This window comes from Bythopirellula goksoeyrii (genome assembly GCF_008065115.1).
Taxonomy (GTDB): Bacteria; Planctomycetota; Planctomycetia; order Pirellulales; family Lacipirellulaceae; genus Bythopirellula; species Bythopirellula goksoeyrii.
Genome location: NZ_CP042913.1, coordinates 2,908,706 through 2,931,385, shown reverse-complemented (window position 1 = coordinate 2,931,385; position 22,680 = coordinate 2,908,706). Strand labels below are relative to the sequence as shown.

The following is a 22,680-nucleotide window of genomic DNA, read 5'->3' as shown; positions in this document are numbered from 1 at the left end:
AATCGCATGAAACCGCATTTATCCCCTCGGCAAGCCGAAGTAGTGAGACTGAGAAGCCTTGGTTGTGATGTCACCGAGACTGCCGCCATTCTCGGCATTTCAAAACACACCGTACTCCAACACAGAGCAGCCGCTATGGAAGCCTTTGGCACCCACAAAGCCGCCTTGCTAACAAGAGTGGCAATCAAGCACGGCTTCACGTCGATCAACGACAAGCTAACTCTCAGAGAGAAGCGGAAGTGCGGGCGTAAGGACGATGGGTGGAACTGAGTATCGTTTATGTGTCACCACTTCCGACTACTGAACGAGGCCCGGCAACTCGCCAAGCAGTTCAAGGCTACCATTGCCGACGACCAACTCCCCCTGCCCTTTGGCGACTTCTACCCGCTCAGCCAAATTCCCGTGATTCGCTTAGATGATTCAGGCAACCGTGAGATTGTGCCAATGGAGTGGGGGCTGCTGCCGTTCTGGTGGAAACCCTCAGGCCGGAAGACTTCCCGCAAAGCCTTTCAGCGAAAATGCTTCAATGCCCGAGGGGAGACTATCCACTCGAAGCCAACTTTTCGGGCTGCTTTCAAGAGTCGCCGATGTCTGATTCCTGCCACTGAGTTCATGGAAAGGGGCCACTACTTCTACCTGCCAGACAACGAGCCGTTTGTCTTTGCTGGATTGTGGGAGCACTGGCAGGGGGACGGTGAGGTTATCGAGAGTTGCACAATAGTTACTACAAATCCGAACGCTGAAATCAGAGAGGTGGGGCATCACAGAATGCCGGTCGTTCTCATAGAGGAGGTCGATCAAGCATCTTGGCTCGATTCGGAGGTAGTTGAACGAGAGCCATTGAACGGCCTGTTGCTACCGTCAGCCGATGGGACGTTTCTGTTTGGTGAGAAATCGTGACGAGAATCCCACTAATGCACTTAACGTACTGCCGCTCTGTATAGTCGTGGTATGCGGGAACGTGCAAACGAGTAACGGTTGGAGTTCCTAAGAAGTGCTTTATTCTTTGCGAAAAAAGTATTTATTGCAATGCATTTCATCGACGCTGCAATAGGGTTGACGAACGTTTTTGTGAAATACGATAATCCAATGGTAAAAAAACGCGGAGCACCTTAGATCCCCCCCGAAGTGCGCATGAGCGTCCTAACTTCCCATTAGGCCAACTAGAGTGGAAAGGGCCGAAGTAACATTGTCGCTGAAGGTAAGGCCTGTACTTGAGCAAGGGACGTACTTCCAAGGGCTGTCAAACGCCGCGTTCAAAGTAAATGAAGACTGGGAGTAGTCGAACTCACACGAAAGATCGACTCAAATCAAATTATAGGACTCTTGCATCAACAGAGATGCTAGTCGCTCTCCAGAAGATATTTATGCAGAAGCAGACATTCAACATCTACTGCGATGAAAGTTGCCATTTAGAAAGCGATGGTGCTTGCGCTATGGTGTTAGGTGCTATCTGGTGCCCACTAAGAGAGGCATCCATGATCGCAAGCGAGATTAGGGAAATCAAAGTAAAACATGATTTGCCTCCTTGGTTTGAAATCAAGTGGACTAAAGTCACACCTTCAAAAGTGGATTTCTATTTGTCGTTGATCGACTATTTTTTTCAGCAAGGAAATCTACATTTCCGTGCATTAGTTGCAGACAAAACCAACCTTCGACATGGCGACTTCGGCCAAGACCACGATCAGTGGTACTATAAAATGTACTTTGACATGCTCAAGGTTTTGTTTAGCCCCTCTTCGCGATACCACATATACATTGACATAAAGGATTCAAGGGGCGGCCCTAAAGTCCGGAAGTTGAAAGAAGTCCTTGGAAACGCAAATTATGATTTCTGCAGAGACATAATTGAAAGAGTCCAAATCGTCAGGTCTCATGAGATCGAACAACTTCAACTTGCAGATCTTTTGGTAGGTTGTGTTGGATATGCAAACCGAAAATTGGAAACTAGTGAGGCGAAATTAGCGATTCTTGAGCAAGTACGTCGGAAATCCGGGTACGATCTAATGCGGCCTACGCTTCTTCGAGAGCAGAAAGTCAACATATTTCATTGGTGCGGCAAAGAGGTATAGCACTTGTTACTCAATTGGCTACCCGACCTTGTTCACCAGGGAGATATGAAATGGCAGCAATACGAGGACATTCTCTTTAATCACTTCTGTAACGATTTCATTTCAAATACAGCCGTTTACAAAGGGAAAAAAGTCAGGTTGAACAATGGGCAACCAATCAATGGTCGCCACTCTGGCTTTTGGCACATCATATCAAACGGATCTGGACCAGAAGACCTTAGGAATATCCGTCCAGAGCGATGTCAGCGAATACTGTGGCCACGTGCAATGATAAACCATTGCGGATCTAATGATGTGCTTTCTTGGGAAGAAACGCATAGAGGAAAACTGCGAGCTTTAATTACCCTTCCAGATTTTTCCTATCTTACTGTACTTGACTTACGTAGTGGCGGCGCATTTCTCGTCACAGCCTATGATCTAGAGCGATCTCACCAAAGGGTTAAGCTAGAAAAGCAAATGAAGAATTCAGCTAAGTAATAGCAGAGAATGACCGAGGCCGCCCCAAAGGGACGGCCCAGTTACTCCTTCCACAACTAGGTGGATGAGCTATTGGAAGTATCGTATGTCGGCAGGCCAAAGTCAAGTGAAATCCGATCAAATAGTAGCCATCGAGTTTACTAGCAGACAAATAACGCAGAAAAGACATACTTTTAATAACAGAATAATCGTTATTGGCAAAGAGCTTTTCACTTGGCTGGAAAATCCTCTGAATGGGAGTAGCTGAACCAGTACGCTATACCGATGGTACCTGAAGCCCGGGCACCGGGATTAAAATCTGGCCTCAACCCTCTGGCAAATTCAATCGTTAGATCGTCGTTGGACGTGAACACCTCAAGTCTCCAGCGGTAGTCCAATGTGATTCCAAACCCGACATGATTCGCAGTCGATAGCCATCATCGATGTGCCGACACCGCAAAGGAGGGTGGGGACAAGATCGAAGGCGAGTGATGCAATCGCCTACTTTGCTTCCCAGATAATCCGGTATGTACCGTTTTAACTTTTAGGGTCTGGCTGAAGTACCGCATTTTCCCGAGAAAGAACGCAACCGGTTGCAAGGGATTGCAATGCACCCGAAAAGTGTGTAAAGTACTGTTATTCCCGAAGGAAATGGCACTAATGCGTTTCGATCAGTCTGGGCTTACACCGTGGATGTCGGGGGTTCGAGTCCCTCATCGCCCACTAATGCAAAAGTACTAGCCGGTACCGGGAGGTAATCAGCAGGAAAAGCAGGATTGGCAGTCTCGCCTTCCCGCTCATTCCCGCCCTCTACCGCCGGTTTCTGCTTGCACTTTTGCTTGCACTTCCTGGTTGCCTTCTCAAAATCAGCATCGGTCACTCTCCAATAGTGTTCTTGGGCTATTTTTTCGGAATGTCCTGTCCATTCTGCCGCGACGTGGGCAGGAAACTCGGAAGCCAATTCCGTCGCTCGGCTCGCCCGCAAGTTCTGAAACAATTTCGGCCATGGCTTGAGACCCGCCCTCTTGATGATCTTCTCTAGTCGAGTACGGTGATTCGCGTTGCGATGATTGGCGATCACATACTGCTTGTTCTCGTTGGCCGGATCGAAAAAAGCCTTGTCGAGATATTCCCTAATCTCAGGAAAGAGGGGAATGACTCGCGATTCCTTCCCTTCATGGTGAGCCGTCTTGGAACTCGTCACTGTGATTCGTTCGTTGTCCCAGTCAATATCCGCCCAGGTAAGCGCCAAAATCTCTGAGGGGCAACGTAACGCACCGTAGCGGGCCAGGGAGAAGAGTAACCGCCATTCATCATCGGGGCAAGCCTTGAGCACCTTATTGGCTTCCTCGCGGGTCACAAAATAATCTCGGCTCTTGTTGCCCTTCACGGCAACACCCTCTTGCAATTCGGCGAATGGATTCTCTGTTAACAGTCGCTTGCGAATGGCAGCCTTGAAAAACTGGCGGGCAATCCCGCAACGGCGCCGCACCGTGTTTGGGGCCAAATTCTGTGAACTCGTCAACCAGGCCCGCCACTCATCCGCGTCACCCGGAGAGATATCAGCGAGGGGCTTGTCCTTCTTGAAATACTCGATCAGGCAACGCTTGGTATGGCCGTAGACCGTCTTCGTGGACGCCTTCACCTTCACACCCTGAGTTTTTATGAAGGCATCCAGAAACGCTCCCAGGGTAGTCGACTCGGGTTTTTCTCTGTACTGAAGCACACCCTTTGCAGCCAGTTTGTCATACAGAGAAGGGTTTTGCTGCTGAAGTCGACCGATCCAGGCGGAGACCTCTGGATCATGGGATTTAAGGCACAGCCGATCCGAAATGATGGCATCCACCATGGCCCGAATCGTCTCTGCTCCCTTGGCGGGTATTTTTCCCAGGCGGATGGAATCACGTTTGCCCGTCGGGGTAATGAATTGCAATGAACGGCATCCGTTGTATTCCTTGGTTTTCTTATTCCGGTCTCGGATGATGCTGGCCATGGTTAGCCCTTTCGTTTTCTCTCGACTAATTCCAGGTTCAAAAAATCGGCAAGCTTATCGACTGTAGCCAATGAAAGGCCGCGTTCGCCACTGAGGAACCGAGACAAAGCGGCCTCATCGACGCCCGTTGCTTGATGAATCGCATAACAACTGCAATCCGCCCTGAGCACTGCTGCTTTCAACTGCTCTGATATAAGTCTTGCCATTACAGTAGTATCGGGATGTGCTTGTTATTTGTCAAGTATTATTATTTGCTAGGTGGGTTCGAGTTGGTTCTTTGAGCAATCACTGTTGCTTCGCGATAAGCCTTATCATCGAAGTATCGTGCTATGACACTGCTTTGCCGAGGGTCACCGAGCAGTCGTTCGATACGTGCCAGACGATCGGCTTCCCGGTCAGTTCCCGGGGGGGTGTGAGACTTGAGAGCCTTCGCTGCATCGTCAGTCTCAGCCCCCCGAAGGCTCTCATTGCTATTTGCGTGAAACCGCTGATTTAATCGAAGGATATCATTAACACTCTCTCGTGATACTCTTCGCTTCCGAAGGCTCTCATCGGTGATAGCCTTCGTTGATATTCTTCGTGACTTAGAACTCATGGCAGACTCCGTTATTGCTAGGTAGACTCAGCATCCAGCCATCGTTGAAACCGACTTTCTCAGATTGAACTTCCAGCTTCTGACGCGCTCGCCAGTAGGTCGCCTTGCTAATTCCAGCATCCTCACAGGCTTGCAATACTTCGTTTTCTCCACGGGGGCCATTGCCCAGAATGTCGTTGATGATGCTTTCCGCCTGCTGCTGCTTGGAACCGCCAGACGGCTTGCCATCCTGCTTGAGTAGGTCACATGCTTTCACGTCGCAGGAGTCACCCCAGACAACGCGGGATGTGCCTTCGAGTGATTCGATAGAGAACCGTAGGCTAGGTGGCTCTGGTCCAAGATTCGACTTCACTGGCGCCAATATGCGGCTATCGCTGTCGGCTGGATCTTGTCCAACCATGAGCACGCTTCTCGCCGCGCCCGTGATCCCGATGGAACCGCCGCCACGATAGATAGCATGTGATCCCGTTTTCTTATTGAGATGCCTCACCAAGAGAACAGCAACGCCCGTCCGCTCTGCCATTGCCGCCAATTGTCCAAGGCATCGCCTCACGTCCGAGTCGTTGTTCATGGATAGTTTGCCGTCCAGGTAAGCTACCCAGGGATCAATTACCCAGAGAATGATTTTCTTCTCGACGATCAGCACTTCGATTGTCGCCAGGTCTCCCGGTAGTGAAACGGGTCGTTTCTCTGCGCCGTCGAATCCATCCATCTCACGCAGCAGGTGGACACGATCAATCCTTGCACCTGCTGCATCAAGTCGCGGACGAATAACCCTAGCGGGGTCATCTTCGCAATTGGTGAGCAACACGCATCCAGGCGGATAGGTCAGATCAGGTGCCGATAGGGGTGGCATCGCATCGCCACGGGTACAACGTGCCGTGATGTCGATAGTCGCTTGTGACTTCCCTAGACCGGGGTCACCATCCAGAACTGTGATAGCGCCGGCGGGGATGTAGTCAGTCCAGAACCATTCAGGCTCGATTGGTGCAATGTCGGCCATGCTGGTCATCTCGGGTTGCCAGAGCGATTGCGGATTATTCTCCGCATCTTCGAGCGCCTCGATCAGCTTTTGCTTGATCTCGATTCCAACCGGGGAATTCTGATTCGTCTGAGTCCCTTGAAACGAACAGTTCTTGTATAGCTCGGCTTGATCCATGAGCCGTTCAATTTTCGGCACAACTCGATCAAGATACTTGTCTCGCTGGAACTCAGAGTCCAAGTCAAACTTGTCCCGATGGACAAACACGCCGTATGTCAGCAAGACAGTACGATGCCCTTTGTAGTCAGCATCGCCGCCAACTTTGATTTTCAGGAGGTCGGTCATAGTGCCTGCCTCCTGCCACTGACGCGTTGATAGAATCGGTCGATCAACTTTGCCGCATGGGATGCCTTAGTATTGGCCAGAACTTCTACCGCAGCATTACGGCAGCGATATAAAGATTCTCCGGTGATCCTGCTGGTAGTGCGTGCCAAGTAATCGGCATTGCATCGCAACCACGGGTCAGCTTGAAAGGGATCGTCGGGAATCTGCCGCCGTTGGTGGGATAGTTCGTGCTCTAATTCAGGAAGCAGCCCAGCTTTTTCGATTGTTCGCAACTTGGCGGTGATGGAAACGAGGTCGATCATGCTGCGCCCTCCATGTCAAAGTCGATGTCTTGCAGGACATCTTTGACGGTCTCCCATACGCCTGCCAGAAACCTTGCGTCTTTCCGCTCGGCTTCGATCTCTGCGTTGTCGGCACCATTAGGATCAGTCTGCCGATAAAGCTTGTCGTTCTCAGGCGACGGCTTGATCTTGGAAAGTGGAAATGGGACAAGACCCGATTCTCTTTTTTGCCCATTAGTTGGTGGTTTCTTCCGTGATTGTGTATAATATTCGCGCACGTCCTTGTGCTCCTTTTACTTGGCCCGTTGCTGCCGTCACAGCCGGCCCATTTCCTTTGGCCCACAACGGGAAGGTGAATTGGTTATTTACTTTGCTGCTGACGCTCTTCTATCCATCTATCAAGAGCGATTCGGCTATACAAGATCCTGCGTCCGACAGAGACGAATGGCAGGTCGCCGCGTTTCCGTAGGTTGTAGAGATGCTTGGCAGAAACATTGCCCAAATAGCGGCAGACTTGATGTTCGTTCAAAAGTGCTGACGGTATGGATTGTTGTTCAATTGAACTTGATTCGATGCTAATACTCATTGTGTCCTCCTTGCGAATCCTGCTGCTCTGCAATCAGTAACGATGTAGCCTTTTCGACATCTTTTACACGGTAGCGCACGGATCTACCGAGCCGAATTTGGGGGAGCACACCGCGTTTTGTTAGTGTGAAAACATAACGCTCTGATAGATTCATTGCCTCAGCCACTTGTCGGCGGGTGAGAAGAATCGTTGGGCTTTTTGAAGACATTGCGTTTCTCCGAAACGGGGGTTCACCCGCTGTGGAAGAGCGCAAAAAAATACAGCGCTAATCAACAACGGAAAGTTTGTAAATGAATGCACACTTCGCGCATCCACCCTTTCAACTGTTGATAGGCACTGTTTATTTGACGGATGAATCGGTCGCCAAATCAGCCTCTATCCCTACCTGAGCTTTCCGCTCCTTGTCAACGGCTCAGTTGCCTGACGCTAAGGTAGCCATCCAGTCAGATCACCAGGAGACAAGCAGCGGCTCAAGGTTACATCGCTGATTTGTTCGTTCCCGTCCGACTTGGAATATACCCTCATCCTAGCGGAATGTGCTCGCACTGTCAAGTATGCACCGAGGTCTTTGACCAAAAGTTTAGCCTTGGGTACAATCTATACGCGCCCGCGCCCTGATGAGTAGGGGATCTACCGTCTGGAGCAATCGCGCGACACCTACGCCATGCCCCTTGCTGCTCCTCAGACAGAACACCCCAGCAGTTCTTCGAGTTCGCCCAACTCTTTATCCTCCTGATCGAGGGATTCTTGCTCCGACTCAAGCTTAGTGCTGAGCTGTAAGGCCTTGGGCAGAATCTGCTCAAAGAATCGATCCTCATTCCGCTTGGCCCATCTGAGCAAGGCCCAGGCCCCAGCACTTGGCGCACTTGCAGATACCACAGTCGCCCTGCCAATCGAGTTGTAGACCCAGAACGCATCCCCGACAAACGTAGCTGGTGAGCTATTGGGCAGATCTTCCTCAGTAGGGTCCAGAACCCCTAGATCGCTGCCCTCGTTCGCTTGATTAACAGGAGGATACTTTCTTGCCATCTCCGCCCAGGCGAGTTCTCCAGCCTCCCTGCGAGTCTTGCCAGCTGCCCGGAGTTCCTTGATCGTTTGATCCTTGAAGAGGGATGCCTCATCCCAGCGGCCTTCCCGACGCAGCCGTTCCATGATTAAAGCTTTAGATTCCTGCATGGTCCATAATGCTCCGTTAGTATGAATTGAAGTAGTTGCAAGTTCGTGATCTTCTGTGAGATACTGAATCCAAGAAATCAAACTTCATTATATGCAAAGGAAAGCAACTAGATTCTGGTATAAATCCAGTTTCTCAACTTGCAAGATGCAGTGAGTTTCAAATGATACATGGCAAAAATGACATCAGAATTGCAGCAATTGCCTTTGCGGCTGGCATAGCCGTAACGATCCTTTTTTATCAACTATTTGTTGGGGAATGGAAGCCTTCGGGCGATGGTCGCACAATTGTGAACACATCCAGTGGCGAACTCCGATGGACACGTTCTGGGAGAACAGTCAAAGAAAGCGACTCTCAGGCAGTTGCTTTTGATTGAGGACGACTCCGAAATCTGGACAGCCTGATAAGGTGTAGAAGCCTTGTCGATTTATCTATCAGGAGAGCCAGTTATGTCGCGGAAGCGATGTGTATTCAATGCCTCATTCAAGGCCAGGATAGCCTTGCTGCGGACTGAGGGGACCTTACGACCGCTCAGTTACCGGCGAAGTTTGCGGTCTACTCTAGCCATTCCCAGAACAAAATGAGGGGGAATTAGGAAACGCATGAAAGGTCTCTTCAGTTTGAGACAAAGTACCCACCGCTGATTATACCAGAGATTCGGAATCGGTAGAGGGGGTGAAAATACTGCCAGAAAACCCACTAATCCTTGAACTTTCTCAATTCTGAGGGAATTGTTTAGAAATAAGGAAAGTAACTAGCTACAATACGGCAGCAATGAAGAGCAGTCCTTTCGCATTCTAGAGGCTAGATTATGTTTCGTGCTGCAATAATCTCTTTTCTTGTGCCATTTACCTCCTGTATCCTCTCCACAAGAGGAGAAGTTGCTTTCGACTGGGTCACAGTTGGCAATCCAGGCAATCAATCAGACTCGACTGGATTCGGCGATGTGACCTACACGTACCGCATCAGCAAATACGAAGTAACGAACACTCAATACACTAATTTTCTTAACTCAGTTGATTCAAATGGCGAGAACTTGTTAGCTCTATACAATCCAAACATGACTACCGAAGGGGCTGGCGGAATTCTTTTCGACTCTAATCAACCACCTGGAATGAAGTATGTCGTCAAACCGAACTATGGAGAGTATCCGGTAGTTTTTGTTTCTTTTCTAGATTCGATGCGGTTCGTGAACTGGCTAGAAAACAATCAAGGCAGTGGCGACACTGAAACGGGCGTTTATACTATCTCGGACGGCCTGAGCGAAGTCCGCAGTCAATCGGCTTCTTACTTTATCCCCAGTGAAAACGAATGGTACAAAGCGGCCTACCACAAGAATGATGGCAACACGGGCAACTACTGGGATTATCCGACTTCCACTGATACCGAGCCTTATTCAGACGATCCAACTAGCCTGAACAGTCCTGACAACTCAAATGTGGCAAATTTTATTAAGGATGACGGCATTGCGAACGGATACAACGACTTCTTCGCAATCCCCGGACCCAATAATTCCACTGCCAATCACCTGTCTGAAGTAGGTGCATATTCGCTGGCCTTCAGTCCCTACGGTACTTTTGACCAAGGGGGCAATGTAAGAGAGTGGACTGATACGATTTATGACTCTAATCAGAGAGTTGTTCGGGGTGGTGGATGGGATGAGGCCTCTTTTACTTTGTTGGCATCGACAAGGGGAAGCGGGGAACCATCCTCTGAAAACAGCGGGGCTAATGGCTTTCGTATTGCAAGTGCTATTCCCGAACCCAGCACAATCATATTGGTTCTAATTTGCAACTCTTTAAATATGTTGCGTGTCCGACAGCGACGGGATTGGTACCACTGCAACAATCACTCGAAGTAGTGGGAGCAAGACACAAAATTAGATTACCTTTGCGAGAGATCCCTCCTCCTTGCCAGGTTCCTAGCTTTCCCTGCATTTTTAAGCGCACCGATGTACATCTTGCCGGTCGCACTTTCGGGACGATATAACCGACCCGCGCCAATCAAGATCCGCCGAAGTCTTCGCAATCAGGAGGAACGAAGATGACCGATTCCCACTCTCGGCAAACTCAAATGGATAACAGCAGAGTAGGTAATCGAACTCCCAAGTACCTTCCGGGGCAGCGATCACTGTTCTGCGTAGAACCAGTGCCTGAGGTTGTTTCTGCGGAATCCACACCGGAACTCTTTTACACGGGTAAAGACTTGCCCGGAGCGAAGGAAAGAGAGCAAGTAATCCTCTGGGACGTAGCCTGACCATAGATTGTGTTTTACGACATGAGGCCGACATGGACGCGTCTACCCCGTAAACGCTTCCTCCCCACAACTCGGGCAAGCCAGTCGCCGCTGCTGTTCCTCGTACCTCTCCCTCATTTCCTCTTCAACGGACTGGTCATGAGTCTCGTGCTCTATACGGTTTTGCTCGTCTGATAACATGGTTTTGGCTCCAGGGTGAGCAATCTAAGATACATATACAGATGAATACTAACAATCCCCTGGAAGCCCTCTGGCGTTAAATTGTGTCGGAGAGGCAAAGAGTTGGCACAAGTGTTTTGCTGGCGTTCTGGCTAGCTCTATTTGGCCAATTCTTGCTAGATGCCAGATTCGTGGTCAGAATGCTTGGTGTAACCTTTGAATATGCAATGCAAGAAGCACTGAAAATGGCTAATTGGTGGAGAATTCAACGAGACTGGAGCATGCTCGGGTGGAGTGTTGTCATGTTTGCTGGAACCATCCTCCAATCATTCAATTATCTTCAGAACTGGCAAGAAACGCGATCATTGGACAAGACCGCTACAAAGACAAGAGGTGAGATCACTTATGTCGGGGGGGGCGGGGAAGACCCTTATTTAACTGAGTACTCTTTTAGGGCACGAAACGGGAAAGAATATGTAGGGCGCTCAAATATGGATATCCTAGAGGACGAACTGCTTGAAATTGAATACCTTCAGTCCGATCCTAAAATAAATCGTGTGACTGGAGATCGAAGAAGGGACGGAACCGGAATAATGCTTGTCTTTCTTCTTGGATTTTTGGGATTACTTTTCTTTTCGCTTGGCTACACTGAAGAAACAAAAAAGTGGTTTAGCAACGAGTCACAGCGCATTAAACTAGACATCACACCATTTGAGCGTTTTCCAATCGTGATTCTTTGCGCAGCTTCTGCGTGCATGCTTTTCGTTGCTCGCGATGAAACACATCCTTACGTGTTCTACCAGGTTCTCCGCGTCCTCGTTTCTGCGACTGCCATCATGCTCTCCATTTACGCTTATCGATGGGGATATACATGGATGCCTTGGGGCTTTGGAATCCTAGCAGGCCTATTCAACCCACTTGTGCCGTTTCATTTTAGCCGACATGCATGGTCTGAATTCGATTTAGTCGCAGGCACAATTATGCTTTCAGCAGCTTTTTGGTTTAAATCCCCACCGACTAAAGAACTGGAAGAAAATCTAAACACAATTCTTTGAAAGTACCCTGGCCAGAAATGCAGGGACTAGTACCACTACTTCCGAACCGCGAAGTCGTGGGGGCAAACTGCAAAGCTCTAGTAGTGCTCTTCGATTTCACCACCCCACTTCCCCAGCTTCCACGGCCTCAACGGCTTTCTTGAGTGCGGCCGATTCGCTCCTCCCGAAGAACCCCTTCCCGCAATTGGCCCGGGACACATAGCAAGCCCATTGGTCGACGTCCTTTCGTCCGGTCTCGCTCAACTCCACTTCAAAGCCTTTTTCTTCCATAGATTGGATCATTGTACTGGTTTCCATCGCTCTGCCTCCAAGGTGTCGGGATTGTCCGCAATTACCATACGTGTACGGATGACCACCTGCAAGCCCTAGGATGCCCGCTGGTGACATCTTGTGCTGAAGTAGCAAGAAAGTGTGCCACAAGCGGATTGCTTGCGTAGAAGGGGCAGCCAGAGAGACTTCTGTTTGCGTCCGTTCCTAGCGGAGGTTTGGCACGCCGCCGCTAATTACACACTCCCAAAAATCGGTCGCACAGAATGCCGTCTAAAGCGATTCGATGCCCTAACAAGTAATTTGTATCAGCGTCGCAGCACGGGCACCAATATCCCTAGCAGCAGGATTAGAGTATTCGGTTCTGGAACAGCAGTCGATGCCGTATACGGTGGCACATTCGTGCCGTATTGAGAATGCCATGTCAGGAGATCGTCACCGTCAGTGGATACTCCGTAGTTAGTTTGCCAAACAAGAAAGTCGTGGCCGTCTACGTCGCCGTCATCGTCGAAGTCAGCATCACTAGGAACCGCAGAAAACAATAAGGTTGCCGAATACCAATCGGACTCCGATGCGTCTTCCACTAGAGCGGAAACGGATACATATCCCTGGAGCCTGTAGTTGCCCGGACCAATAGTACCTGAGTCGCCAACGTAATATCTCTCATTAGCAACGTCTGGAAGCAGAGTCAAACCCACAAATGGGACTTGGGGATTCGAACTCGAACCACTGAGCGAAAATGAATAGGAATTATCAAGTGTCAGATCAATCTCAATGCGAGAAGAACTGCTCGTATATAGCTGTTTCGTTGGGGAGTCGGCAGCAGCTGTCCCCGATAATAGAAACGCTGAGTTCAGCTCATCGTAACTCAAGCTTCCCAAAGAACTGGCATTGTGGTCTCCACCGGGATCAATGTCGCTATGCGCCATTGCATAGGCGGAGTAGTCTCCGAAAACCTCCTCAAAATTCCCTATAGCCATTTCATTCCAATCTTGGTAGCCGAGTCCGGAAAGCGCAGAAGCGTAGCCTGTCGTTTCAACCCTGGTGATAATGATGGCCGCCTGCGTTTCAAATTCGCAGCTAGCCAGGAATGTCAGAAAAAGGACGACCCGAATTAAAGTTTCTTTCACGTTTTCTCCTCTTGGAAAACAGATGCCCATTTTCCGCCGATTTGACAGCGAGCCATTTGGAATGCCCCTCATTGTAACAGGCTGCACATCATGGTGTACTACAAATTCTCTAAGGGACATTACCTTGCTAATCTCCGACAATCCATTAGTTTGCCATGGCAAATCACTGCAACCACTAGGCAAACTAGAACTTACGACTCCGCCAGGCAAAAAGTGACACTATCTAGCGACGGAGTGCACAGCCGAAGTCGATAGCTGAACTTCGCTAAGTTCCGGGGTTTTATCGACCGCCGCTACTTAGTGGTTGGCAATAGAGCCCCCCAAGTCCTCTCATGGTGGCCACTAATTTACTGTCCGCTGGGGTGGAAAACCCTCTGAATGGGAGCAGGTGAGCCAGTACGCTATACCGATGGTACCTGAAGGGGTGGAGGCGAATTAAAGTCTGGAGCAAAAGCGTCAGTAAATCTCGATCATGGTCAAAATGATTTATTTCGACTCCTCCGTCTGCGAGAGCAAGCAACTATCATAAATATCAATTCTCTGTATCAGGATTGAGATGCTCTCGTACAAAACTTGACACAGCCAGGCGCCGCTACCCTCTGATCCGTTCTGGGAAGTGAGCATTCCTTGGGATACTGGCATGGCCCATGACATGATCCATGGCAACTTGGGCAGGTGATTATTCAGCCGGCCTCACAGTCATTCTCGATCATGGCCAGGATGCTTGCCTTGGTCTCCTCGTCTAGAGTCGACCAAGCTTCGATCAGAATGGCCAATCCTGGATCAGTATTTGGCGAATTTACTTGCACCTGAGCATACACTCTCTCGGAAAGAGGTGTTTTCTCCGGGTTTTGAGGGTGAGATGCGAGTCCCTCATCGCCCACTAAGAATCTCTTGCAAGATTATCAAGCTTCTCGCACTTTTTTGCTTGGGCTAGCAAAGCCCCAAGCCTTTCTTGCACTGGTTTGCGCTCTGTTTCAACAGATTGTGGGTAATCTTTGGCTTCGGATAGTGATCTGCACGATTCCATTAAACGTCAGCCCGAGTGAGTGTCGAAACTCCGCGAGGACGGAGGAGCACTTACAAGCTGTCTGGGCAGATAATTATCCTGCTCTCGTTGTCAAAAAAACGAGTATTGGCAGGTTCTCGGCATTCCCACGATTGATAAAGTAGAAGCATTTCGATTGACAAGTCGGCCCTCTGAAGACTTGTCGGAACTTTCATTTTTTTCTTACTTACTACTTGCAATGCGCTAAAGAAGGAGTAAAATCCGCGCGCAGGTGGATCTCAAGAGTACTCTGAATTCGAAAGACCACCTGCCCCGGCCACAAGCCGGTTTATGGTTTCTGATAGATTCTTCGAGCGATCGGTCTTCTCACTATAAAAGGACCTGTGCCATGTCGGAGTACGATGATATCAGGACAAAGATTGAGGAACTTGGTGGTGCTCCCGGTCCCGCTGGCGTCGGCAGTATCAATCTCAATGGTGGGACGGAAATCAAGATAAAATATGATGTACCGGGCCCCGGTACCAAAGTTGTCTCGATCGTTCCTTATCTCGCTGGTTCGGATCAAAGTCCCAGTGCCAGCCCTCCTCCAATTGGAAATCAAAGGCTCCTTGCATGGCAGTATAAGCCTGACACTGGTCCGCCTCCCCATGCGCCACCTGGTTGGAGGTGCTTTAAAGTTAAATTGATTGTGGACATACTCCCAGGTCCGTGGCCTCGCCCGGACCCTGCCGACTTGCCAACATTAGACCCTGACAGGCAAAACTGTGTGCAAACCTGGTGACATTTAAGGCAGCGCAAGTGTCATGATTGATAGCCAGCAGTTACTTCGTTACGTGCACGAATCGAATGACTGCTGCTTACTCTCAAGAATAGAAGCTCGCCAATTCGGAAGTGTAAAACATGATACCCTTACATTTTTTGACTAGGTCTAAAATGCCTGTGCTACGGTCTAATCCCAGTGAAAGCATCCTAATTGAAAGAGACACGTTGACTGCGGCAAAGGCCAGATTGTCGGATTCTCAACGACGATCTCAGCAGGACAAAGCCCCTCGTAGCGAGATTTATTATCCAATCAAACGGTCTGCCGAAGAGACGATCGACGACCCTGAATGCAACGGGCCGCTCGATGCCATCGTCACGCGAAATCACTACGGCAGCATGGTTCTGAACGCATACCACGCTCTTTTCATTGACGTCGATATGCCTGGGTCGAGCAATCCTTCACGGTACGGCAACTCGTCGCGCTACGGCGTTCCACATGAATGGCAAGGAGTATTCAATGATCTTTGCACAGTATTGGCAAGTGAACGGCGTACAGGTTTTCGGGTTTATCGAACTGCCGCAGGATTCCGTGTTTTGGTTACCACTCAAGAGTTCGAACCTGGGTCAGCATGTGCCAATGATTTGATGAGATCTGTTGGCGCTGATAGCCAATTTGTTCGTTTTTGTGACACGCAAAAAACCTTTCGAGCCCGTCTAACACCCAAACCTTGGCGGTGCGGTGCGACGGAGCCCCCAAACCAATTCCCTCGTCGCTCAGCAGCAGAGCGCCGTTCCTTTTCAGAATGGCTTGAAAAATACGAAGTCGCTTGCAGGAACCTGGCGACTTGCCAATTCTTGAAGCACGTTGGCCCCGACGAGACCCACAACCGGATCAGTCCAATTATCGAGTTGCACGATCGGGCGACGAAGTCGCATGAAGAACTTCAACTAGCGTAAGCTACCGGCAGTTCCGATATTCTCCAGTAAATGCAACTCTTTCAGAGCATTCAACCATTCTGCCTGTGAGAATTGCCGAGGTTCGAATGAGTCGTCCACTTCGAAACCACTATGCGCGAGCGCCCAAGCGCGGATCAACTCTGGTTTGTCCGGTACTGGTGGGGGAATGTCATAAAGTCGCGCGCTACCGTCAACGCAGCGAAACAGAATCGCCGAACTGTCTGGCCGGATATCGCAGTCTACGACGCCGATTTCGAACAACATTGGTTGCGTTACCAGCTTGCAAGTAAAAACGTCCCATAGGTATGCGCTGCCATCGTCGCAAATCGTAACGGCAAGACGACTGTCTGGTGTTATCGCTACTTTCAAGACACGATCCGCATGTTGTAAGGGAGACCCTAGGGCCGAGTTGGTACGAACGTCCCACAAGCGTGCCGTCATGTCATCACTACCACTAAGTATTAGGCCGCCGTCGTCACTTATACTCACTGCATTTACAACACCGTTATGCTGCTTGTACACGATTTTCTCATCGCCCGTGCGGGTGTTCCACACTCTAACGCACTGATCACGTCCACCTGTCACGATACGACGACCGTCGCGACTGAACGCGGCATCCGCAACCAAAGATTCATGTTTTAGCATGTGTTGCGGAGCTGCTTGTGGGAAAACTCTCCAAATTCGCGCCGTGGAAATTAACGGCCCGTAGCGATGCCCCATGACAATCGAATGTTTATCAGAAGAGCTCGCCAACAGCAAACTGTTGGTGTCGAAGTCTAGTGGTTTTACTCGAGCTTCGCCCTGCGGAAAGCCTCGCAATTCAACAGTACGATTTTTCTCATTCACGCAATAAACGAGCAACATCGTTCCGTCGGCCGAGAATTCGACCTTTCGCACTTCTCCACTAGACACCCACGGATCCCCCAGAAGTACACCAGATTCAGTGTTCCAACGCAGCACTTTATCTGTACTGCCCGTTACCAAGGTTTTACCGTCCTGACTGATTGCCATTGTTTGTATGGGTGCGTCGTGTACCATTGGCGTTCCCAGTGGCTGAGCCGTATGAGCATCCCAAATGCGAGCCGTCGCATCGTCGCCAATAGTCGCCACGAATTGGCCATTTGAGCTGAAACTCATTCCAACAATGTTGCCCTTGTGTCGCAGAATCCTGCCATCGCTATCAAAGATGTCCCAAAGTCGCACGGTTTGATCAGCGCCGCTAGTTATCAATGTCTGGCCGTCGGGACTGAAATCGACGCTCATCACCCAGCCGCCGTGCCTCAGAGGTGGCCCTATCCGCTTCAGGGTCTTTGTATCCCACAATTGGGCCGTGTTATCGTGGCTGCCCGTCAGGATGCTTCGACCATCAGGACTGAATGCTACTGAATAAACTTCATTGGTATGTCCGGAAAGTTCGCCTATTGGCATACCGGTTTTGCTATCCCACAACTGAGCGAATCCGTTTGAACAACCAGTCAGAATCTTGCTGCCGTCAGGGCTGAATCGTGCTGCATATACTGGTCGCTTTTTGACTCGGAAGGGAGCCCCCAAGCGGTCTTGCGACTCAAGTCTCCATAACTGTACTGTCCCGTCATAGCATCCTGTCAGGATCGCATGGCCATTCGGATGAAACGCAACAGTGGACACGCGTCCGTTGTGATGCAGCGGATTGCCGATGGGCTCGCCATCTGGAGCCTGCCACAATCGAACCATTCCGTCGGTGCCACCGGTGGCAACTATTCCTTCAAGGCCAAATGCGACTCCTAGCACGAGATTTTTGCTTGGCTTCTGAGCGTGTAGTAGTGTTTTACCAACCGCAATTCTCGATTGGGTATCCCAAAGCGCGGCGGTACCATCTTCGCTGCCTGTAATCGCAAGACTGCCATCCGGACTATATGCGACAGCTCGAACTGCTCCGTCATGCTGAATTGGTTCACCGAGAGGTGAAAGGGTGCTTGCGTCCCAAAAGGACGCACGGCATTGTGGATCGTGTCCACCAATGAGCATCGTTTCACCATCGGGACTGAACGTAGCCGCTAGCACGGCGCGGTTTTGTACAACGGGCTGCCCCCCATGTTCGACCCAACCTGCTAGTAAAGTTCGAATAGAACTCTGCAGACGTGTGTCAGAGTCTGCTCGACGAGCGAAATCGTATGATCGGGAAAGCAACGCAATTCCTTGGTCAATTCTTCCCGCGTCATGTTCTTGATTGGCGCGCTGGAAAAGATTGTGAGCGACTTGGTTCTGTAACGCTCGGTAACTCCTTGCTTGCATTGCAGCGACAATTCCTGCTCCGACTGCCAGGCCTAACAATAGCAGCAGCAATGCCGCTGATAGCGACGCGACATCTGGATGTCGCTTGCACCAGCGCCACACATGCTCCATTCGGCTGACAGGTCTTGCCTTGATCGGCTCCCCGGACAAATAGCATTTCAAATCGCTACTCAGATCGCGTGCTGTTTGATAGCGTCTTGCGGAATCCTTTTCCAAGCATTTGAGTGTAATCGTCTCCAGATCCCGTTCGACATTTGCATTGAGCTTTCTCGGGCTAGGCGGCGCGTCTTGAATTACCTGCTTGATGAGCATTCGTGCGTTACCACGGAAGGGAAGCTCGCCGGTGAGAAGCTGGAAGAGGATGACTCCTAACGAATATATGTCGCTACGTCGATCAGCAGTGTGAGCTTCACCTTGAGCTTGTTCAGGTGACATGTAAGCCGGAGTTCCCAACACTTGTCCGTCCATTGTAATTGTTATTTCGCCAGATTCGCGTCGGGCGATGCCAAAATCCATTAAATGGGGCTGCCCATCAAAATCTATGATGATATTGGCAGGTTTTAGATCTCTATGTATCACACCGTGATCGTGAGCGTGTTGCAGTGCATTGGTAATTTGCACGCATAGCTCAGCAGCTTCGCGGTTTGTAAACTGCTGACCAGTAAGCCAGTCGCCGAGAGTCACACCGCGGACAAAGTCGCTAACAATATAGACGCTCTCTCCATCGCGACCGACTTCGTGGACACTCACGATATTGGGGTGACGTAACTGAGCCGCGGCGCGGGCTTCGCGGAAAAACTTTTCCTGTTCGTCGGCTGTCATGCAGCCGGCGCGGGGAATTTTGATGGCGACCGTTCGATCGAGATCTTTGTCGCGAGCCTTCCAAACGCTTCCAAAGCTGCCGACACCGACACGCTCTATCAATTCAAAATGGCCTAGCTTAACTAGCGATGGAGCCATCCTACTGGATTTGCTTTGGTCCACCAAACTAAAATGGCTTCCACAAATGCTGCAAACTAAATCGGTGAGTGTCGTGTCCACCGCAACTTCAGTAGGCGCGTGGCAGTTGGGGCAGCGGACTTCGAGGCGGCCACTGCCAGTAGAGGAACCGCCAAACGAAACAGTCTCAGCCAGGACGGGCATAGACGGAGCCGTTTTATCGCGAAGCGCCGCATTGCAAGACAAGTTGCGCAGCTCTTCCCCAAGTTTAGGCATTAACTCGGTGTGAGCAGCAATGATTTCGTCATCGACGATATCCTCCCCAGTGGCGCGCCGCTGAAGGCAATCGTTGATCACATCGCGAACTCGCGCCGCGAGATCTCCGTTGGGATTGTTCGGCTCAGACATAATATCCCCGAGCTGCACTGAAACGGACGCCTTGGAAGACTACTCAATTCTAGCTCATTCAAAACATGTGGTGCAAGCAGTTGACCGGTGTTTCAAGCGTTTGGGGATCAAAACATCACGAGTGGCCAAACTGGGAGCAGAGCCACTATTTGTGAAGAGGGACAAGGGAGCACCGTATTCTGACCGTTAACGCCAATCCAACGCATGGTATATGGAGAGATACGGACACCTTCTAGAAGTGCTTGTTGGTGGTTGGAGAAAAGTACTGCATAGCCACCATTCTACTGTCGCTGCTCCAAATAAATGGTACAACTTCCGCCCCAGCAATTGCCTGGTCGTGCCCCTGTTGTAAAAAGTCGCGGCACTTTATGCTGAGGTAACAAGCCGACTTTCGAAACCTACCTCAAATTACTAGTTTGCTGAAAAGAACGAGACAAGCGATGAGATTTGTTTTGATCCTAATACTGATAATTTTCTGTGAAGGCCTGCGGGCTCAACCGGCTACATTGGCCCCTCCTGACAGTTCAGACCGCCTCACACGGTTAGCTCGACAGATTGAACCCGAACTCCAGGGCCGCACAGATCGACTCTCACAGTACGTTGAATACTTTCGTGCCCAGTTAGCCAATGACAAGACGCTGTTCGCCTTCGAGGTCGCCGCCACACAAGGTGATGATGGCCCGGTCGTCCTTAAGGGATTTGTCGAGTTTCCTGAAACGCGTGAGGGACTTGAGTCTTTTCTCAGAGTGCTCGGATTTGATGAAATCGAGAACGAATTGGAAACACTACCCTCGGCCGAACTTGGCGAACAGCGGTTCGGCTTCGTCAAGACAGCGCACACGCTGAGTTACGATCGCCCAAAAATCCCGCACGATGTGGTCACCGATTGCATGCTGGGAGAGCCGCTTTACCTCCTCCGGCAAGAGGGTGATTATTTATTGGTCCACTCGCAGGATGGCTATGTCGGCTATGTCGCGGCGGCCGATGTGCATCGCGTTGGGCCGGAGGCCTTTGACCGCTATCCTACCGAGTCGAGTGTCCGGATCGTAGCAGACCATCAGCTGGATTCGGGATTGATGCTTCCCTTGGGGGCTGTGCTGAAAAGAATTCCCGACAATCAGGATCGAGTGATGATTGCATTGCCTACGGGAGAAGTGGTCGAGGTTCCGTCTGCCAAATGCGAAGCAACCGAGCTCCCCAGCGACAACATCGAGCAGGCCATCGCCCGAGCGAGCCAGTTGCTGGGAACGCCATACCACTGGGGTGGCAAGACCGTTGAGGGGATCGATTGCTCCGGCTTAGTGCAGGTCGCTTTCGCGTCGATCGGTCTGAATCTCCCCCGCGATTCGTATCAGCAGTTTTATCTGGGGCAACTCGTGGCAACCCGGTGGCACCGCTCGCAACTAAGACGCGGGGATACGCTCTATTTTGTCGGCCCGCACGGCAAAATTCGTCACACGGCTCTCTATTTGGGAGACGACCAATTTCTGGAGGCGGAAATGCCTCGGGTCACAATCAGCAGTTTCAACAGAGAACACGAGAATTACTCCCCCAAGCGGGATGCTTCGTTCGTGTTTGGCAAGCGTCTCTGGTAGGTCGGGCTAGGACACCAGCCAACAGAGCAAAGCCGTCGCGTAGGCAGCAAAGTTGCCGATGGCGTATCCGATCAGAGCCATAAGAATACTTGCCGGCACCAGGCTCTCCTGGTGGTGAGTGGCAACGATCGATGCCGATGCAGCCCCCCCGATGTTTGCTGCACTGGCGATCGCAGCAGTATGGACATCGACCTTCAGCAGCTTGGCACCCAGCAGGCAGAAGGCCCCGTGAATGAATATCCAGATCGTGGCCCCCACGAGAAATGGCAAAGCTTGTCCTGCTGCACTGGCCAAATTCGTCTGGGCACCCATCCGCGCGACAAATAGATAGACCAGGGCCATCGCAAGTTCGTGGCTGCCGGGGAGCTTGCTCAGCCGGGTGAACGAGAGGCCAATTCCTAGAGCGGTGATGAGCATAATCTTCCACGCTGATGCACTTAGGTAGGGGTCGATAGTCGGCAAAATGTGGGAGATCAATTCTGCCATCCAGCTAGAGAATAATGCGACCGTCAGCAGCCCGAGAATATCTGGCGTCGTAGGGGCCGTCGCGTCAGTAGCCTCGGCTTGAGCGGCAGCGGTCATCGTGGCGACCCGGTTTGCATCAACTCCAGTAAATACGGCAAATCGATCGGCAAAGAGTTTTGATCCGAGCAGAATTGGAAGCCAGAACAGATAGATCACCGAGTCGCCGATCACAGCAAGTCCGACGTCGGTGCCACTGGCATCAATCATTTGACTGACCGCAGCCATATTGCCAGTGCCGCCGATCCAGCTTCCTGCTAGTGTTCCAAACGCCTTCCAGGCGTCGGGTTCCAGCCAAGGTTTGACGGCCAAGAATCCGATCGGCGCGCCAACTATCACTCCCAGGGTGCCAAAGAGCATTACGCCCACCCCCCTACCCAGCACACGGAGCGCTCCCCTCACATTCACCTTGAGCATCAAAAGCACTAGCATCATAGGCAGTACTAGTGAGCCAATACTTTCGTAAACAGGGGACTTCTCAGGCAAAATTCCTTGGGCGGCCAAGAGAACGGGAGTCAGATAAATGAAGATTAGCGGAGGCAGGTAGCTAAAAAGCCTACTCTTCGTTGCCTTTTCCAACCAGAAAAAGAACGCACAAACTCCCACCAGAGTGGTTAATACGCCCTCCGTGCTAGTAATCTCCATCAAGCTGCCACCGATGCTTTCAGTCTCTTAGAAAAATCATCAAACGCGTGAGTGAAACCTAATCAAATGAGGTCGATTGGGACCATGAAGTTGTAATGACTTGTCCCATACTACCAGAGCACTATAGAGATTCCATGATGAAATGAAAGTGATTAGTAGTGTCAGCCAACAAAAAGTAATCGCTTTTAAAGAAGTCAATATATTGTGTAGTCGTCGTT

Annotated in this window: 21 protein-coding genes; 9 read left to right on the top strand and 12 right to left on the bottom strand. The window is 50.6% G+C overall.

Translation table 11 applies throughout. The features are described 5' to 3' along the window. Nucleotides 1–6: 6 nt before the first annotated feature. The 3 genes from Pr1d_RS11570 (at nucleotide 7) to Pr1d_RS11560 (ending at nucleotide 2,072) form a co-directional block, all read left to right on the top strand. A complete protein-coding gene (locus Pr1d_RS11570; protein ID WP_168205185.1) occupies nucleotides 7–270 on the top strand; it encodes a response regulator transcription factor in 264 nt (87 codons plus the stop codon). Between the two features lie 9 nt (nucleotides 271–279). Then, complete coding sequence (locus Pr1d_RS11565; RefSeq protein WP_148073674.1) at nucleotides 280–900, top strand: SOS response-associated peptidase; 621 nt, start codon at nucleotides 280–282, stop codon at nucleotides 898–900. Nucleotides 901–1,367: 467 nt separating this feature from the next. Then, nucleotides 1,368–2,072, top strand: a complete 705-nt coding sequence (locus tag Pr1d_RS11560; RefSeq protein WP_148073673.1) for a DUF3800 domain-containing protein — start codon at nucleotides 1,368–1,370, stop codon at nucleotides 2,070–2,072. A 1,138-nt stretch (nucleotides 2,073–3,210) separates the two neighbouring features. Here Pr1d_RS11560 and Pr1d_RS11555 read toward each other — a convergent pair. The 8 genes from Pr1d_RS11555 to Pr1d_RS11515 form a co-directional block, all read right to left on the bottom strand. Then, nucleotides 3,211–4,521, bottom strand: coding sequence for a tyrosine-type recombinase/integrase (locus Pr1d_RS11555; RefSeq protein WP_148073672.1), 1,311 nt, complete (start codon nucleotides 4,519–4,521; stop codon nucleotides 3,211–3,213). A gap of 2 nt (nucleotides 4,522–4,523) precedes the next feature. Continuing rightward, entirely contained in the window at nucleotides 4,524–4,727 is a 204-nt protein-coding gene (locus Pr1d_RS26665) for a helix-turn-helix domain-containing protein (protein ID WP_148073671.1), read from the bottom strand. A 378-nt stretch (nucleotides 4,728–5,105) separates the two neighbouring features. Continuing rightward, the gene (locus Pr1d_RS11540) at nucleotides 5,106–6,443 is read right to left on the bottom strand and encodes an AAA family ATPase (protein WP_148073669.1); all 1,338 of its coding nucleotides are present in this window, start codon (nucleotides 6,441–6,443) and stop codon (nucleotides 5,106–5,108) included. Next, nucleotides 6,440–6,745 (bottom strand): hypothetical protein, encoded by a 306-nt coding sequence (locus Pr1d_RS11535; protein WP_148073668.1) that lies wholly within the window; start codon nucleotides 6,743–6,745, stop codon nucleotides 6,440–6,442. The genes Pr1d_RS11540 and Pr1d_RS11535 overlap by 4 nt, the downstream gene beginning before the upstream one ends. Next, nucleotides 6,742–7,002, bottom strand: a complete 261-nt coding sequence (locus tag Pr1d_RS11530; RefSeq protein ID WP_148073667.1) for a hypothetical protein — start codon at nucleotides 7,000–7,002, stop codon at nucleotides 6,742–6,744. Before Pr1d_RS11530 ends, Pr1d_RS11535 begins: the two co-directional genes overlap by 4 nt. 83 nt (nucleotides 7,003–7,085) lie before the next feature. Next, nucleotides 7,086–7,310 carry a helix-turn-helix domain-containing protein gene (locus tag Pr1d_RS11525; protein ID WP_148073666.1) on the bottom strand — a complete coding sequence of 75 codons (225 nt, stop codon included), beginning with the start codon at nucleotides 7,308–7,310 and terminating at the stop codon, nucleotides 7,086–7,088. Continuing rightward, entirely contained in the window at nucleotides 7,300–7,518 is a 219-nt protein-coding gene (locus Pr1d_RS11520) for a helix-turn-helix transcriptional regulator (RefSeq protein ID WP_148073665.1), read from the bottom strand. Before Pr1d_RS11520 ends, Pr1d_RS11525 begins: the two co-directional genes overlap by 11 nt. 473 nt (nucleotides 7,519–7,991) lie before the next feature. Then, on the bottom strand, nucleotides 7,992–8,486 hold the full coding sequence (locus tag Pr1d_RS11515) for a hypothetical protein (protein ID WP_148073664.1): 495 nt from the start codon (nucleotides 8,484–8,486) through the stop codon (nucleotides 7,992–7,994). Between the two features lie 809 nt (nucleotides 8,487–9,295). On the opposite strand from Pr1d_RS11515, the gene Pr1d_RS11510 reads away from it, so the two are divergent. The 3 genes from Pr1d_RS11510 to Pr1d_RS11500 all read left to right on the top strand — a co-directional run bounded on the left by Pr1d_RS11510 (nucleotide 9,296) and on the right by Pr1d_RS11500 (nucleotide 11,954). Continuing rightward, nucleotides 9,296–10,345: a formylglycine-generating enzyme family protein gene (locus Pr1d_RS11510; protein WP_148073663.1), complete on the top strand. Its 1,050-nt coding sequence runs from the start codon at nucleotides 9,296–9,298 to the stop codon at nucleotides 10,343–10,345. A 182-nt stretch (nucleotides 10,346–10,527) separates the two neighbouring features. Continuing rightward, entirely contained in the window at nucleotides 10,528–10,740 is a 213-nt protein-coding gene (locus Pr1d_RS11505) for a hypothetical protein (protein WP_148073662.1), read from the top strand. A gap of 359 nt (nucleotides 10,741–11,099) precedes the next feature. Continuing rightward, nucleotides 11,100–11,954, top strand: a complete 855-nt coding sequence (locus Pr1d_RS11500; protein ID WP_148073661.1) for a DUF6804 family protein — start codon at nucleotides 11,100–11,102, stop codon at nucleotides 11,952–11,954. A 96-nt stretch (nucleotides 11,955–12,050) separates the two neighbouring features. On the opposite strand, the gene Pr1d_RS11495 is transcribed toward Pr1d_RS11500, so the two are convergent. Both Pr1d_RS11495 and Pr1d_RS11490 read right to left on the bottom strand, forming a co-directional pair. Then, nucleotides 12,051–12,236: a hypothetical protein gene (locus tag Pr1d_RS11495; RefSeq protein ID WP_148073660.1), complete on the bottom strand. Its 186-nt coding sequence runs from the start codon at nucleotides 12,234–12,236 to the stop codon at nucleotides 12,051–12,053. A gap of 293 nt (nucleotides 12,237–12,529) precedes the next feature. Then, nucleotides 12,530–13,351: a hypothetical protein gene (locus tag Pr1d_RS11490; protein WP_148073659.1), complete on the bottom strand. Its 822-nt coding sequence runs from the start codon at nucleotides 13,349–13,351 to the stop codon at nucleotides 12,530–12,532. 1,397 nt (nucleotides 13,352–14,748) lie between these two features. Here Pr1d_RS11490 and Pr1d_RS11485 point away from each other — a divergent pair. Together Pr1d_RS11485 and Pr1d_RS11480 are read left to right on the top strand one after the other, a co-directional pair. Further along, nucleotides 14,749–15,141, top strand: a complete 393-nt coding sequence (locus Pr1d_RS11485; RefSeq protein WP_148073658.1) for a hypothetical protein — start codon at nucleotides 14,749–14,751, stop codon at nucleotides 15,139–15,141. A 227-nt stretch (nucleotides 15,142–15,368) separates the two neighbouring features. Next, nucleotides 15,369–16,079 (top strand): hypothetical protein, encoded by a 711-nt coding sequence (locus tag Pr1d_RS11480; RefSeq protein WP_148073657.1) that lies wholly within the window; start codon nucleotides 15,369–15,371, stop codon nucleotides 16,077–16,079. On the opposite strand, the gene Pr1d_RS11475 is transcribed toward Pr1d_RS11480, so the two are convergent. After that, entirely contained in the window at nucleotides 16,071–19,700 is a 3,630-nt protein-coding gene (locus Pr1d_RS11475) for a protein kinase domain-containing protein (protein WP_148073656.1), read from the bottom strand. The genes Pr1d_RS11480 and Pr1d_RS11475 overlap by 9 nt on opposite strands. A gap of 440 nt (nucleotides 19,701–20,140) precedes the next feature. Between Pr1d_RS11475 and Pr1d_RS11470 the strand changes: the two genes are divergently transcribed. Continuing rightward, nucleotides 20,141–21,295 carry a C40 family peptidase gene (locus Pr1d_RS11470; protein ID WP_148073655.1) on the top strand — a complete coding sequence of 385 codons (1,155 nt, stop codon included), beginning with the start codon at nucleotides 20,141–20,143 and terminating at the stop codon, nucleotides 21,293–21,295. A gap of 6 nt (nucleotides 21,296–21,301) precedes the next feature. Here the strand turns inward: Pr1d_RS11470 and Pr1d_RS11465 are convergent, their stop codons facing one another. Further along, nucleotides 21,302–22,462: a DUF819 family protein gene (locus tag Pr1d_RS11465; protein WP_148073654.1), complete on the bottom strand. Its 1,161-nt coding sequence runs from the start codon at nucleotides 22,460–22,462 to the stop codon at nucleotides 21,302–21,304. Nucleotides 22,463–22,680: the final 218 nt, after the last annotated feature.